The organism is Amycolatopsis sp. NPDC023774 (genome assembly GCF_040639695.1).
In the GTDB taxonomy this organism is placed as follows: Bacteria; Actinomycetota; Actinomycetes; order Mycobacteriales; family Pseudonocardiaceae; genus Amycolatopsis.
The window spans coordinates 18,670-33,534 of the sequence record NZ_JBFAAJ010000018.1 but is presented as its reverse complement, the minus strand read 5'-3'; the positions used below and the strand labels follow the sequence as shown (position 1 = coordinate 33,534).

Below are 14,865 nucleotides of genomic sequence, written 5' to 3'. Positions count from 1 at the left end.
ACCGCCCCGGCCCGGCGCGCACCTGGCTTGGGTGGTGAGCGAGCTCCCCGACTCCGACGCCACCTACCGCGGCACGCCGCTGCTGCCCGGATCCCGCTCGGCGCCGTGGAACATCGCCGGCCCGCAGCCGGCGCTGCCCGGCGTGCCGGCTGGGATGACCTCACCGGTCCTCGACGCGGGCTGCGGAATCGGCGCGGCGGCGTCGACCTTGGCGGCACTCGGTCACGACGTCGTCGGCCTCGACAGGGCGCCGGCGGCGCTCGGGCAGACCGTGGCCGGCGCTCGCGAACGGGCGCTGGACGTCACGGTCGCGCGACCGACTTCGGTGGCTACGACGGGTATTTCGCCATTGTGGTCGACAGTTCGCTGTTCCACTCGGTGACCGTCGACCGGCGCCGGGTGCGGATCCAGGCGCGGGCGCCCGGCTTCGCCGCCGACGGTATGAAAGTCGACGAGCGCGGTCGCGTCACCTTCCCGGCGGTTCTGCGTCGGGCGCGCTTGTCCCGATCCTTCATGGCAGCACCAGCCACAACGCCGCAGTCGCCGCGGCCAGGGAGACAGGCGTGGTCAACGCGCCCAGCGCCGTGAACTCCCTCGCGCTGGGCGTGTGCCCGTGGCGGGCCAGCACGCGGCGCCACAGCAGCGTCGCCAGGGAGCCGAGGTAGGTCGCGTTCGGTCCGACGTTCACGCCGATCAGCACGGCCAGCAGCACGCCCGTGTTCGGCTGGTCGCCGAGAACCGAAAGCAGGATCAGCGTCGCGGGCAGGTTGTTGACGAGATTCGCCAGCGCGGCCGCGATCGCAGCGGTGAGCAGCAGCTCGGGCAACCCCGCTGTCGTCGGCAGGAACGCTTTGAGGGCGCCGCCGAGCCCGTGTTCGTCGACGGCTTCCACCGTGATGGCCAGGCCGAGCACGAACAGCACCAGCATCGGCGAGGCTTCCGTGATCACCTGCCATGGCTTGATCTTGCGTTCGCCCAGCGCCCGCGCGGAAAGCACGAGCGCCGCCAGCGCCGCGACCCAGACGGGTTCGACGTGCACGAGCTGGCCCACGCCGAAACCGACGAGCATCACGCCGAGCACCACGAGCGCGAACACCGGCGGCTCGCGGTGCTGCGGCTTTTCGGTGCTGCGGGGGCCGGCCAGGTCGCGGTTGAAGAACCGCGCGAACACGGCCAGCTCGATCAGGATCGTGACCAGCCAGGGCAGCGCCATCAACGCGGTGAACCCGGCGAACGTGAGCCCGGACGCGGCGAAGGCCAGCAGGTTGGTCAGATTGGAGACGGGCAGCAGCGTCGACGCGGAGTTCGCGAGGTGGGCGCACGCGTAGACGTGCGGCTTCGACTCGAGCCGAAGTCCCTCCGCCGTGGCCAGCACGACAGGCGTGAGGAGGACGACGGTGGCGTCGAGGCTCAGCACCGCCGTCACACCCGCGGCGGCGGCGAAGGTCAGCACGAGCAGCCGCTTGGGCCGGCCCCGGCAGACCTCGGCCAGCCGGCTGCCCAGCCAGGTGAACACCCCGTCGATGGCCGCGAGGTGGCTGACGAGCAGGATCGCGGCCAGGAACCCCATCGTCGGCAGAATCTCGACGACCCGGTCCCACGCGGCTTGTGGCGTCGTGAGCCCGACCGCGAGCACCACCACCGCGACGGGCACCGCGGCGACCGCCTCGGGCAGCCCCCGTGGGCGCACCATCGCGAACCCCAGCGTCACAGCCAGCAGGACAAGCGAGACGACCGCGGCGAGGGGTTCGGGCACGCGAGAACGCTAATCGAGCCCACCCAGCGACCCGTGAGCGGCTGTTCCTCGTGTTTTCGCGGTCCGATCCACCCGTCGGCGGGTCCGCGAGACCGCTCATCGAGCCCCATTCGGCGACCGGCGAAAGGCAAGGGAAGCCCGGAGCCGGTTGTGTGGTTTGCCGAGGCGCGCCGGATCGCAGGGCGTGCTGGCGGGTGGATCGGGCCGCGGCAGCTTGCGCCACCGCGGACCGGAGCCCTTCGACGGCCGGCCGGTTCGGGTTCTCGATGATCTCGCGCAGCACGGCTTCGGCTTCGGAAGCCGTGCTGCGGGCGATGACGAACCCTTTGAGTCCGAAGCGGACAGTGCGACCGTTCGCGACCGCGCGGGCGTCTTCGACCTGTTCGGTGAAACCGTCGTAGTCCTTGCCGTTGCTGAAGTACCATTCGGACACGCGGCCGGCGACCTTGCGGGCGGCTGTGGAGTTGCGCCCTGGAAGATTGATGGCCGCGCGCCCGCCGGAGATCACGTCGGCGCCGGCGACGAACTTCGCGAGCACGCCGGGGTGCTACAGCCCAGGGTGGATCGCGGCGATCACCTTGAGCCGCTGCGTGGCCAGCAGCAGCGCGAGGCTGAAGCCGGTGGATTCGTGCTGGTAGGCGGCGCCGTAGCTGGCGGTGTAGCGGACCTGGGTGAGCGCGTACTCGAAACCGTTGTTCTCGGCCAGAACGGCGAGCTGCTTGTTGTACTCGTACCCCCAGTCGGCCCGAAACAGCGGCCCTGGAACAGCGTCAACGCACGTCCACGGCGTGGGATCATCCACAAAGGACCTTGCACTGACCGGCTTGAACCGGCCTCGGGTGGGGTCCGTACTCCCCTTTGCGAAGGGAGCTGGTGGCTCGTGGATCTGATCAACGTCGTGGAGCTCGTGGCGCTGGCGGTGATCGTGACGCTCGGCGTCGTCGAACTGCTCGCCCCGCCGCGCGCCCGTCCGGCGGTGCGCGGGTACGATTCACACGCGGACGAGTTGGCTGGACGGTCGCGAATCGGGGTGACCCGGTCCGAGGAAAGTCCGGACTCCGCAGGGCAGGGTGGTTGCTAACGGCAACCCGGGGCGACCCGCGGGACAGTGCCACAGAAAACAGACCGCCTCCGTCTCCGGACGGGGGTAAGGGTGAAACGGTGGTGTAAGAGACCACCAGCACCCCGGGTGACCGGGGTGGCTCGGTAAACCCCACCCGGAGCAAGGCCAAGAGGGAGCTGCCGCTCCTGCGCAGGCGCTTGAGGACGGCCCGTCCGATGCCTGCGGGTAGGCCGCTGGAGCCTGCCGGCAACGGCAGGCCGAGATGGATGACCGTCGCCCGGCCGGCCGCGAGGCCGCGCCGGGAACAGGATCCGGCTTACACGCCAACTCGTCCGCCCGCTACGGGCTGTTCTCCGCCGTCGGCTGCCGAGAACCCGCCAACGGCCCCGAGACGCAGGCAACTACCGCCCGGTAGCATTCGCCCATGGGCGAAGCAGCCGAAGCGGCGAAGAAGTTCAAGGGCACCTTCGACACTCTCCACTCCTTGATCTACTTCGTCCCCGAAGCCGAAGAACACCTCACGGCCGCGGGGTTGCGGCCCGGGCGCATGACGTACTTCGCCAGCCGCTCGGCGCCGATGGGAGCCGTAGAAGCCGGCGTGGTGGCCGCGACGTTCTACAACTTCAACCCCGAGATCGTCGAGCGCCACATCCCGCGCGCGTGGAGCCTCGCCAAGCCGGAACAAATCATCGAAGCCCGCTTCAACGCCGTCGACGCAGCCCTCAGCAGGCTCCTCGGCGACGAGATCCACGCCGAAACCACCGCCGAAGCCGCCGAGCTCGCCCGCGAAGCCACGGACGGCTGCAGCCCGGAAGGCCGAGCCCTCTACGCCGGCCACGCGAGCCTCGCCTGGCCCGAAAAGCCGCACCTCGTCCTCTGGCACGCTCTCACGCTCCTGCGTGAGCACCGCGGCGACGCCCACGTCGCCGCCCTGGTGCTCCACGGCCTCAACGGCCTGGCCGCCCTCGTCACGCACGTCGCGAGCGGCGCCGGCTTCACGCCCGACATGGCGAAGAGCACGCGCGGCTGGAGCGACGAGCAGTGGGACGCGGAGGTCGCGCGCCTGGCGAACCAGGGCGTCATCGGCCCCGACGGCGACCTCACCGACAAGGGTGTCGACCTTCGGGAGCGCGTCGAAGCCGCAACCAACGCCGCCTCGGAGGCCCCCTGGCGGCACCTGGGTGAGGAAAAATCCGCCCGCCTCGCCGAGTTGTGCCGCCCGCTCAGCCGCGCCGTCGTGAAGGCCGGCGCGTTCCCGCGGGCGATGACAGCGCCCCGGTAAAGCACCTCTCGTGCCCGATGTCCGACATCACGCTATGTAGTGAAAATCCCGGCCTGACTTGCGAGTATCGTGACACGCGCCTCACTGCTCCTGGCGACCCTGGGGCAGCGTGGCGCTCACTCGTGCTCACTCAGCGGACTCGTGCGGGGAGGCCATCCGGGGCATGTCACACTGGTTCCGGCCGGATCCCGACCACTTGGGAAGTACCGAGAGTGAGCAAAACACTCCCAGCAGGGTGAGTTCGTGGGTCCACTGCGAAATCCGGGTGGCCGGGGTTAATCGCAAGCACCCTTGCCCCCATGATGGAGGGCGAGGAATTCTGACCAGACGACCCCAGCCCCCGTCCATGTCCACAAGTCGACATTCACACAGCGCGCTTTGACCACTACCCCTTGTGACGCCATGATGTTGTTCGAGGCTTCGCCGAAGCCAGAACCGCGCGGGACCGTCCGCGCACCGGGAGTATCGCGATGATGACCATGACCACCCTCGAGACGCTGGCTGCCGGCGAACTCGGCACCGGCAACGTCCGAAACTGGTTGCTCGACAACATCGTCCCCCTGGTGTTGCTGGCCGTCGCGCTCCTGTTGCTCTGGCTCGGTGGCGGCAAGGGTGACAACGCCGGTGTCATGCGCAGGCTCGCCGGTGTCGTCATCGCGCTCGCCATCATCGGACTCGCGGTCAGCGGCGCCGGCGTCAACGTGGGCCAGTGGATCGCCGGCCTGTTCACGGGCTGAGGCGGAGCAGGCGTGCGTATCAGGACGGATGACGAGGTCTACCGGGTCGACGCCGTCTGGCTCGGCCCGCCGAAGGCGACTTTTCCCTGGAGGGCCCGCTACGTAGCGTGGCTCATCGGCATACCGGTCTTCCTGGTCGTGCTCACCATCGAACGGTGGGCCGGCTGGAGCTTCGGGTTCTTCTCCACGGCGTGGGCTTTCGTGGCCACGATCGTGATCACCCGGTTGATCACCGCCAAGATCAGCCACGAGCGTCCGCTGGGCGCGGTGATCGCGATGGCCGGCCGGGAGCTCAACACACCGCGCGAGAAGCCCGCGGGCACGGGCGGCGCCGTCAGCGCCAGCCGCATCCGCGTGCGGGCCGAGCGCCCGCTGCCGAAGCACAAGAGGAGGCGGCAGTACCGGCACCACGGCTACGGCCAAGGCGCCGGGGTTACGGCCGAAGCACAGGGAGCACCACGAGCGCGCCGGAGCCGCCCTGCGGCTCGGGCCGGGAGGTAGTCGTTGTTCGGTCGCGGCGGAAGCCGAGGAAAGCGGGATCGAAGTGTGCCCACGGGCGCCTGGGAAACCCCGCAGCAGGTCCGGCAACCCTCGCCGAGGAACAACTCCTCGGCGGGCAAGAGGCTGCCCGGTGAGCAGGCCATACCCGCGTACACGCCGTCGATCGCCGCGCGCAGCATCGACGGGCACCTGTTGCGCACCGGTCACGAGGTGTACGCCTGGTACCGGCTCGCCCCGCAACGGTGGTCGTTCCGCTCCGACTCCCAGCGCCGCGACCTGATCGCGGCCATCGCGGGCCAGTACGCCGAGCTGCAGGGCCGCTGGTTGCACCTGCGTGTGACCAACCGGCCGTACCCGATCCGCATGTGGGCCGAGGCCCACGTGCACAACGCCGTCGGCCGTCCCCCGGACGTGCCGGGCGCCCTTTCCTTCGACGACTACCTCATCGGCGAGCAGCAGCAGCTGATGGGCCGTTCGATGGCCGAAAAAGAGGTCTACCTCGGCGTCCAGGTGCAGACCCGGCGCATGGTCGACCGCGCCGTCGAACGCGCCGCTCCCGTGCTGCGCAAGATCCTGCCCGAGGCCGTCGACGCCGAGCTGGTGGCGCTCGACTCCGAGGTCGAGCACCTCGACCAGGTCATCGGCACCGCCGGGCTGGAAGGCCGTCCGGTGCACGCCGAGGAGATGTCCTGGCTGATGCACCGCTCGTGCTCGCTGGGCCTGCCCGCGCCGCGCAACATGCCGGCCGTGCCGGGCGCCGCGTGGGAGCCCGAGGACCTCGCCAGCTTCACCGACGCGGCCGATTTCCACGCCGACCCGTACGCCCCCACGGTCACCGTCCGTGGCCGCACGGGTTCCAACGCCGGCGTGTCTCGCCATCTCGCCGTGCTCACGGTCGGCCAGATGCACGGCCTCCAGATCCCTGAGGTCGACGATCCGTGGATCCAGCACGCCGACCGCCTGCCCGCCGCGGTCGAGGTGTCCGCGCGCATCTATGTGCGCCGGCCCGAAGAGGTCGCGGGTGAGCTGCAGCGGCAGATGAACAAGGTGCGCTCGCAGGTCAAGCACTACACCGACGAGCACGAGCTGGAGCCGCCGCAATCGCTTGCGCGCCAGGCCGGGCGTGTGCTGGAGATCGACGACGAGATGACGTCGGGCTTCACCGCGCTGGCCACGCGCGTGCGCTCGTGGTGGCGCCTGGCCGTGTCCGGCCCGACGGAGCGCGACGCGCTGCGCCTGGCCCAGCAGCTGCTCGACCTCTACAAGCCGAAGGTCGCGATCGAGCACCCTGAGGCCCAGTACGCGATGGCGCGGGAGTTCATCCCGGGCGAGCCACTGGCTTCGGCGGCGTACATGCGCCGCGGCTCGGTGGTGTGGACCGCGTCGTCCGTGCCCACGGCCACCGCGGAGGTCGGCGACCGGCGCGGCATCCTGCTCGGCGAGACGGTGACCGCGACCCGGCGGCCGGTGGCCTGGGACCCGTGGATGGCGCAGGAGATCCGCGACGGCTCGGGCCTCACCGCGATGGTGGCCGGCCTCGGTGGCGGCAAGTCGTTCCTCGGCGGCGGCATCGTCTACAAGACGCTGCGCGCCGGGGCGCACTGGACCATCCTCGACCCGTCGGGCCCGCTGGCGCGGCTGTGCGACCTGCCGGAGCTGCGGCCGTACGCGCGGCCGATCAACCTGCTCAACGCGCAGCCCGGCATCCTCAACCCGTACCGCGTTGTCGCCGATCCGCTGCTCGAGCACTTCATGGACGAGGACGACCCGGAACGCTCGTGGCGGCGCGAAAAAGCGCTCGCCGGCGCGACCCGGCGCCGCCTGGTGCTCGACGTGCTCACGGGCGTGCTGCCGTACGAGGTGTCGCGCATGGCGCAGACGCGAATCGTGCTGCTGCGTGCCGTCCGTGCCGTCGGCGGCCGCTTCGACGCCGACCCGGGCCAGGTCATCGACGCGCTGCGCCGCGACTCGAGCGAGCACCACGAGCACGCCGTCGTGGTCGCCGACTTCCTCGACGAGATGCGCGAACGCATGGCGCTGCTGATCCCGGAGCGCGACGCCGACCCGTACTCCGAGACGCGCGACGACCGCATGACCGTGTTGACCATGGCGGGCCTGACCCTGCCCAAGGACGGCGTGCCGCGCGAGTACTGGACCGACGCGGAGTCGCTCGGCGTCGAGATGCTGAACCTCGCGGCGTGGCTCACGCAGCGGTCGGTCTACGAGAAGCCGAAGGAACAGCGCAAGGGCGTCTGGATCGACGAGGCGTTCTTCCTCTCCGAGGTCCCGACCGGCCGCGTGCTGATGAACCGCTTCGCGCGTGACTCGCGAAAGTGGAACGTGCGTGTGCTGCTGTCGTCGCAGATCCCGGCCGACTTCTTGAAGATCCAGGGCTTCGTCGCCCTGCTCGACTCGGTCTTCGTCGGCCGCCTCGACGACGACGACGCCCAGGCCGACGCCCTGCGCCTGCTCAAGGTGCCCGTCGGCGTCGGCTACGAACAAGTCGTCGCCGCGCTCGGCCGCCGCCCCGGCTCCCAACGCGGCACGGAACGCGACGTGGAACCCCGCCAGTTCATCTTCGGAGACGGCGCCGGCGGCGTGGAACGCATCCGCGTCGACTTCTCCGGCCCCCACCTAGACCAGCTGCGCTCGGTCATGGACACCACCCCGGGGTCCCCCGACGCGCGCACCAAGCCGGGCACCGACCTCGTGCTACCCCACGAAGAGGCGCCCGCCCCCTACGTCCCCACCCCACCGGAGGACGACGAGCTGGAACACGACTTCGAGCTCCAGGCCGAGCTCGAAGTCGGCCTGACCGACGAGCAGCTCCTCGGCTCGCCGGACCCGCTCGCGTCCGAGACCGGCGAGGTGGAGGGTGCGGTGCACAACGGAAACGGACAACCTGCCAACGGACACTCCCCGGACCGGCACGCCCGGGCCGGCGGCAAGGGTGGTACCGGCAGGGATGCCGCGTGAACACAGTCTGGACGCTGGCGTTCGTCCTGTCGTTCGCCGCCGGCTGGCATGCCCTGAAGCGGCGCATCAAGGAAGGTCCCAAGCCCGGCGGCCGCAGGCAGCCGAGCCGGCGGGCCGCGATGCTCGCCGTCATCACGATCCTCGGCCTGCAGACGGTGCTCATGGCGCCGTCGGCCAACGCCGCGGCCTGTGGTGAGTCGCCGAACCCGGAGCGTCCGGGCTCCGGCATGGTCGGCGCGATCGACCCGCCCGAAGGCCACGGCGAGCCCGGCAGCGCGTACATCGACTACAGCTACGCGGGCCTGGTCTGGAACACCTACCAGACCAACTGCACGGCGTTGTCCGCCATCGCCTCGCCCAGCTCCACGATCGACACGTGGGCGGGCAACCAGCTGTTCAACATCGGCAAGAACATCGTCGGCGCCACCAACTCGCTGCACTACACCGTGCTCGAGGGCGGGCTGCTGAACCCGATCTACAACGCGGTGAAATCAGGCGCGGAGAAGGTCTACAACAACATCTACGCGCAGCTGTTCGGGCTCGTCGCGCTGATCCTGTCGATCATGCTGTTCCGCCAGATCTGGCGGGGTGACCTCGCGGCGGTGAGCAAACGGGCGCTGTACGCGCTGGCGGGGGTGTGGCTCGCGGCGTCGTCGCTGGCGATGCTGCGGTACTTCGACCCGATCGACAAAGCGATCGTCCAGACCACCACCAACATCCAGGCGGGCTTCGTCGACGAGAGCTCCGACCGGATCGTGCGCGACATCCTGCCGACGAACCTGCACACCCAGATCGTCTACGACAACTGGCTGCGGGGGGAGTTCGGTTCGCCGACCGCGCCGCAGGCCGAGCAGTTCGGCAAACCGCTGCTCGACGCGCAGGCATTCACCCGCGACCAGCTCGTGAACGGCGACGACGGGAAACAAAACGTCGTCGACGCCAAAAAGGCCGCCTTCAAGGACATCTCCGGCAAGCTCGGCCCCGCCACCGGCTACTTCACCGGCGAGTCCGGCGGCCGCACCGGTGCCGGGTTCCTGGCGCTGGGCCAGAGCATCGTTTACTCGCTGTTCCAGTTGCTGGCCAAGGCTTCCGTGCTCCTCGCGCAGGTGCTGATCCGCCTGTTCACGCTCACCGCGCCGCTGATCGGGCTCGTCGCGCTGCTGCACCCGGACATCCTGCGCCGCGTGTTGAAGGTCGCCGGCGGGATCGCGTTCAACCTGGTCGTGCTGTCGGTGCTCGCGGGTGTGCACGCGCTGCTGCTGCAGGCGATCTTCGACGCCGGCAACTCGCTCAACCTGCTCACGCAGATGGTGCTCGCCGGGCTGATCACGGTGCTGCTGTTCCTCGTCGGACGGCCCGTGCGGCGGCTGTGGCAGATGGTCGAGATGTCCGTGAACGTTGTGGGCGCGGCCGTGCCCTCGCCCAACGGCGGCATCTTCTCCCGCTTCCGCAAAAAGGCCGGGCCGTCACCGCAGGACGAGTTCTGGCAGAACGTGCGCGACACCGACGACGTGGTCGACGGAGAAGCGCGCGGCCCGATGGGTGCGACCGTCGGCGGCGGGCGTTACCGGCCCGAGGCCGCGGTCTTCGCCAGCGCTCAGCGGCTCGACAACGGTTCGCGCTCCGCGCGTCCGGCCGCCGCGTGGTCGGGTGCGCCGTGGCCCGGCGCCGTCGGGTCGGCCGGCGAGCGCGGCGCGCTGACTTCGGGCGGCGGTGGAGCGCCGGTGTTCTCGCAGTACAACCCGGTCACGGGCGAGCCGGGCGATTACGTCGTCGGCGGCCGTCGCGTCCCGACGCGGGAGAGCCGGCGCGTCGACACGTCGCCGGTGGCCGACCGGCGCTGGAGCGACGAGCCGGAACCAGTGGTCGTCCCGTCGCGGATGAGCTCGTCGGACCGCGGCTACGCCTCGCCGGAGTCGATTCCGGAGCAGGCAGGCGCGTCCACACCACCGGGCATCCGCGCGCAGCCGCGCCGGGTCGACCCGGAGGTGGTGGCCGGCAAGCCCGTTTTCGTGCTGTACCGGCCTTCCCGTGGCATCGAGGTCCGTGACACCGACCAGCTCATGGGGCGGTGACGCGTGCCGATCCGCACCAACCGCGGCCGGACCGCGGTCTACCGCCGCCTGTGGGGCTACCCGCTCCGCTCGCCGCGCCACCTCGTGGGCACGATCGTGTTCCTGGCGATCGTGGTCACCGCACTCGGCATCGTGCTGCCGAAGGTGATGGGCAAGCAGGCCACTGCGACACCGGGCGCGCCGGGCAGCACGTCGATCGCCACGACCACGTCGCAGCCGCCGGGCATCGCGGCACCCGTGCCGACCACCGCGACGCTCCCGACGCGGCTGTCGAGCCCGCTGCTCACCCCGACGTCCGCGGCGCCGAACCCCGAGGCCATCAACGTGGCCAAGCAGTGGGCCACGGCGTGGGTCAACCACCCGGCGGGCATCACCAACGCCGACTGGCTCAACGGCATGCGGGCCCTCACCACCGACGAGTTCCTGCCCCAGATGTCCACTGTGGACCCCGCGAACATCACGGCCACGCGCGTGACCGGCGACGCCACGGTCCAGTCCTCCTACACCAGCTCCGTCGTAGTCCTCGTCCCCACTGACGGTCCGAAGCTGTCCATCACCGTGGTCAACACGGGCGCGGGGTGGCGGGTTTCGGACTACGACCAGGCGAGCTGACCCGGTGAAGATCGCGATCCTCGTCGCGGTGCTGGTCGCCGCCGTTTTCGCGACGGTGCTCACCGCGAGCACTGTGACGAAAGTCGTGGTGGACCAGCAGGAAGCCGCCGCGGGTGGCATCCTCAACACCTCCTGCGACGCCGCGATCGGCCCCACGCAGCCCGGCCGGCCGGAGACCGGCGCGGCGCAGGCGCAGAACCTCGACGACGAGCAGCGCGGCATCGTCTCGCTCATCATTTCCATCGGCAAGCAGCGCAGCCTCGCCCCGCGCGCCTGGCAGGTGGCGATCCAGGCCGGCATGACCGAGTCGGGTCTGCACAACCTCGACTACGGCGACCGTGACTCGCTTGGCATCTTCCAGATGCGCCCGTCGATGAACTGGGGCAGCGTCGCACAGGTCACCGACCCGAACTACGCGATCAACAAGTTCTACGACGTGCTCCTCGCCGTGCCCGACTGGCAGAACAAGCGCCCGGGTGACGCCGCGCAGGCCGTGGAACGCTCCGGTTTCCCCGACCGCTACCACAAGTGGGAAGCCATGGCTTCCGTGCTGATCGAGAACCTGGGCCAGGTCGTCGATGCGTCCGGCTGCGGCCAGGGCCTCGGTGCCGCGCTCCCGCCCAGCCAGGCGGCGGCGCAAGCCATCAAGTTCGCGCTGGGGGAGCAGGGCAAGCCCTACGTGTGGGGCGCGACCGGCCCCGACGCCTACGACTGTTCCGGCCTCATGCTGCGCGCCTACGAGTCGGCCGGCGTGATCCTGCCGCGCGTCTCCCAGGACCAGTACAAGGCCGGCGCGATGCTGCCGGTGCGCGAGGCGCAGCCCGGTGACCTGATCTTCCTCGCGACGGACCCCGCCGACCCGTCGACCATCCACCACGTGGCCATGTACCTGGGCGACGGCAAGATCGTCGAGGCCCAGCAGACGGGCGTGCCTGTGCACGTGCGCCCCTTCTCCTTCGACGAGGCCGAAGTGGTTCCGCAGGCGGTGCGCCCCGGCGTCTAGCATGGAGTTCGGGAGTCACCGGCTCTTGACACGGACCGGGGTGACCGCTAAGGCGCTTGACCGGCGCCGCGGATTCACCCGAAGTCGCGGCCTGTCCACGAGCACGCGGCCGCGCGCTGGCAGAGGATGACACACGTGGCACGGAAATTCGGCAAACGAGGCAAGCCCGGCCAGGGCGAGCCCCAGGACCCGGCGACGTTGTTCGGTGCGCCCCAGCCACCGCGGCAGGCCGCGCACCCCGCGTCGAGCACCCCCCTGGCCGACTACCTGGCCCACGGCTGGCCCGGCGTCGACCCGGGGTACGTCGTCCTGCCCCGGTCTTTGGCCGAGGGCATGTCCCTGCCCTGGCAACAACAGATGGCCGCGTTGCTGGCCCAGTTCCACGCCGAACACGCCGCCTTGGCGTGGCCGATCTACCGCGTGGTGCCCTCGCGCTACGAGAAGCTCGTCGACCTCGACGAGGAACAACTCGCGGAGGCCGGCTATCTCGTCGAGATCGACACCGAAGGCGAGATGATCTACCGCGAGCGCAGCGGGCGAAAGGTGGACGACCCACTGAACACGACGGTTCTGGTGTCTTGTCTGGACCCGATTCCGAAGCCCAAGCCCCAGCCCGCCGCTCCCGCTCCCTCCCACCCCTTGCGCGCACCCGCACCGATGAACATCGGCCCGGCGCCGGTGTGGCGGACGGTGCTGCATCCCGGTGAGGGCGAGATGCCCGGTCCGGGCGCTTCGGTTCCTGGCGCTCCTGGCCCTGGCGGTTCGAACACCGGACGAGGCCCGGCCGACCCTGGCTTCCGGACTTCGGCGGCTCCGCATCCCAACCACCCCGGCTTCGACTCGGCTTCCCCCGCTTCTCCAGGTAATGGCCCTTCGCCCGACGCCGCCGGCCGGCAACCCGGCTTCGGTTACGCCAGCCCCGGCGGATCAACCTTCACCCCCGGCGCCGCGGACCCGAACGCGGGCAACTTCGGCGCAAGCTCACCGAACCCCGACAACGCTCGTCCCGGCCTAAGCGGCCCGGGCGTCGCCACGCGCCCCGGAACACCGGCCGCGGCACCCGAAGCCGCCCAGCCCCCGACGCCGGTGCCTGTCGTACCTGCGCAGATCCCGGTCTCCGCTCAACCCCAGTGGACCTCGGCCCCGCCGGTTTCTCCGATCGGTCAGCCGCCGATCGCACAGACACCCGAGCCCGGTGTCGTGCCGTCTGGGACATCGGACGTTGCGGACGTGGTCGCTCGGCCGGGGCCTGTCGGTCCTGCGGCTGCGCCGATTGAGCCTGAGGCTGCTCGGACTTCAGTTTCTGAGCCTGGTGTGGTGTCGTCTGGGACATCGCGCGCCGCGGACCTGGCCACTCAGCCGGAGCCTGTCCATCCTGCGGCTGCGCCAATTGACCCCGAGCCCACTCGGACTTCAGCTCCCGAGCTGGTCGACCCGCCCACCGGCGCCGTTCCGTCGGACTCTCCGGCAGTGGATCCCGCACCCGCAGGCCCGCTGCCCACCGCGGAAGCGGCAACGCCACCGACCGCCGAGACTCCGACCGTGGCCGAGCACGCGGCTGATGCCCCAGCGCCCGAGCCACCCGCGCCAGAACAAGAGCCGGCCATCTCTGCTCCCTCACCCGAGCCGACCTCTGCGGCTGGGTTGCCGGACCCGGCTGAGGCCCCTACTGACGGTGCTCAGGGCACCAACAAGCCTGCGGCACCGGTACTCGAGCCGCCGCAGGACGTCGCGGCCGTTTCGGCGCAGCCGAAGGCTGCCGAGCGGCCGGAGCCAACACAGCCGCCCGCGCCTTGGGCCGAGCACCAGCAATCGCCCGACGATCTGCCATCGGATGACCAGCCGCAGGCGTCTTCGGTGACCGAGTCCACACCACAGCCACAAATCGCGCCCACCGAGCCGCAATCGTCGGATCGATCGCCGGGCGTGGATGCGCAGCCGCCGGTGCCGGTGGCGAGCGAGAATTCGGTGTCGCCTCCGGCTGCACAGTCATCTGATCGGCTTCCGAGACCTGATCAGGAGTCGCAGACGTCGCCGGCGCCTGCGGAGACGCAGCAGCTGGACCGATCGCCGCTGGTGGAAGAGCAGTCGCAGGCGTCTTTGCCGAGTGAGTCCTCCTCGCAGTCACCTGATCAAGGGGCAGCCGAAAGCGAGCCGCAGCCTGCGCTTGAGCAGGCTTCGCAGCAGGTTGAGGCGCAGCAGCCGGACGAAGTGGCTTCCGTCGTCGTGGCGGGTCAGGCCGCGAACGCCGAATCGCCTGCGCACGAGTCGGCTCCTGCAGCATCCGAGCAACCCGCACCTGCGCAGGCAGAGTCAGCGCAGGTGCGTTCCACAAGTGAGCCGGAGCTGCCTCCCGCAGCGCTCGATCAGCCGGCGTCGCAGATCGCCGCGCCGGAGCAGGTTCCTCCCTTGGCGCACCAGCCGTCCGACGAGGGCGGCGCTGCGGCCGAGCCGCAGAACACGCGGCCGCAAGGGGAGTACCCGCCTGCCCAGCAAGCCGCTACCCCGGCGCAGGTCCCCCAGGCAGCTCAGCCTCCGGCTGCACAGCCGGAACAGGTGGCCGGTCATCCGCAACACGGCCAGCCGGCGAGCCCTGCCGGGCCGGTTGGCAATGTGCCGCAGCCGACCGCGCAGCCGACGCTTGCGCAGCAACCTCCTGGGTATCAGCCGGCTCAGTCGACAACCGGTGCGCCGCAATCGCTGGACGATGCGGTGCCGCCGGCGCCAGGGCAGCCGGCCGCTGCACAGCAACCGTCCGGGTATCGGCCGGCTCAGTCGACAACCGGTGCGCCGCAATCGCTGGACGATGCGGTGCCGCCGGCGCCAGGGCAGCCGGCCGCTGCACAGCAACCGTCCGGGT

10 protein-coding genes, 1 other RNA gene and 1 pseudogene are annotated in these 14,865 nt (G+C 70.5%); 10 read left to right on the top strand and 2 right to left on the bottom strand.

The genetic code is table 11. From position 1 onward, the window contains the following. Positions 1–34: 34 nt before the first annotated feature. A complete protein-coding gene (locus AB0F91_RS29980; RefSeq protein ID WP_360602815.1) occupies positions 35–382 on the top strand; it encodes a class I SAM-dependent methyltransferase in 348 nt (115 codons plus the stop codon). A gap of 129 nt (positions 383–511) precedes the next feature. Here AB0F91_RS29980 and AB0F91_RS29975 read toward each other — a convergent pair whose 3' ends face one another. Both AB0F91_RS29975 and AB0F91_RS29970 read right to left on the bottom strand, forming a co-directional pair. Beyond that, positions 512–1,756 carry an SLC13 family permease gene (locus AB0F91_RS29975; protein WP_360602813.1) on the bottom strand — a complete coding sequence of 415 codons (1,245 nt, stop codon included), beginning with the start codon at positions 1,754–1,756 and terminating at the stop codon, positions 512–514. A gap of 187 nt (positions 1,757–1,943) precedes the next feature. Further along, positions 1,944–2,558: pseudogene (locus AB0F91_RS29970) on the bottom strand (LLM class flavin-dependent oxidoreductase); the annotation flags it as partial. A gap of 200 nt (positions 2,559–2,758) precedes the next feature. On the opposite strand from AB0F91_RS29970, the gene rnpB reads away from it, so the two are divergent. From rnpB to AB0F91_RS29925, 9 genes are all read left to right on the top strand, one after another. After that, positions 2,759–3,154: RNase P RNA component class A (gene rnpB, locus AB0F91_RS29965), an RNA gene on the top strand. An 89-nt stretch (positions 3,155–3,243) separates the two neighbouring features. After that, on the top strand, positions 3,244–4,101 hold the full coding sequence (locus tag AB0F91_RS29960; protein ID WP_360602810.1) for a hypothetical protein: 858 nt from the start codon (positions 3,244–3,246) through the stop codon (positions 4,099–4,101). A gap of 470 nt (positions 4,102–4,571) precedes the next feature. Next, positions 4,572–4,838, top strand: a complete 267-nt coding sequence (locus AB0F91_RS29955) for a hypothetical protein (RefSeq protein WP_285970229.1) — start codon at positions 4,572–4,574, stop codon at positions 4,836–4,838. Positions 4,839–4,850: 12 nt separating this feature from the next. After that, positions 4,851–5,339, top strand: coding sequence for a hypothetical protein (locus tag AB0F91_RS29950; protein WP_360602808.1), 489 nt, complete (start codon positions 4,851–4,853; stop codon positions 5,337–5,339). A 3-nt stretch (positions 5,340–5,342) separates the two neighbouring features. Beyond that, a complete protein-coding gene (locus AB0F91_RS29945; RefSeq protein ID WP_360602806.1) occupies positions 5,343–8,315 on the top strand; it encodes an ATP-binding protein in 2,973 nt (990 codons plus the stop codon). Next, the gene (locus AB0F91_RS29940) at positions 8,312–10,390 is read left to right on the top strand and encodes a magnesium transporter (protein ID WP_360602804.1); all 2,079 of its coding nucleotides are present in this window, start codon (positions 8,312–8,314) and stop codon (positions 10,388–10,390) included. Before AB0F91_RS29945 ends, AB0F91_RS29940 begins: the two co-directional genes overlap by 4 nt. A gap of 3 nt (positions 10,391–10,393) precedes the next feature. Next, positions 10,394–11,002, top strand: coding sequence for a hypothetical protein (locus tag AB0F91_RS29935; protein WP_360602802.1), 609 nt, complete (start codon positions 10,394–10,396; stop codon positions 11,000–11,002). 4 nt (positions 11,003–11,006) lie between these two features. Next, entirely contained in the window at positions 11,007–12,005 is a 999-nt protein-coding gene (locus AB0F91_RS29930) for a C40 family peptidase (RefSeq protein WP_360602800.1), read from the top strand. Positions 12,006–12,140: 135 nt separating this feature from the next. Then, the coding region (locus AB0F91_RS29925; RefSeq protein ID WP_360602798.1) for a hypothetical protein at positions 12,141–14,865 on the top strand (2,725 nt) is incomplete at its 3' end.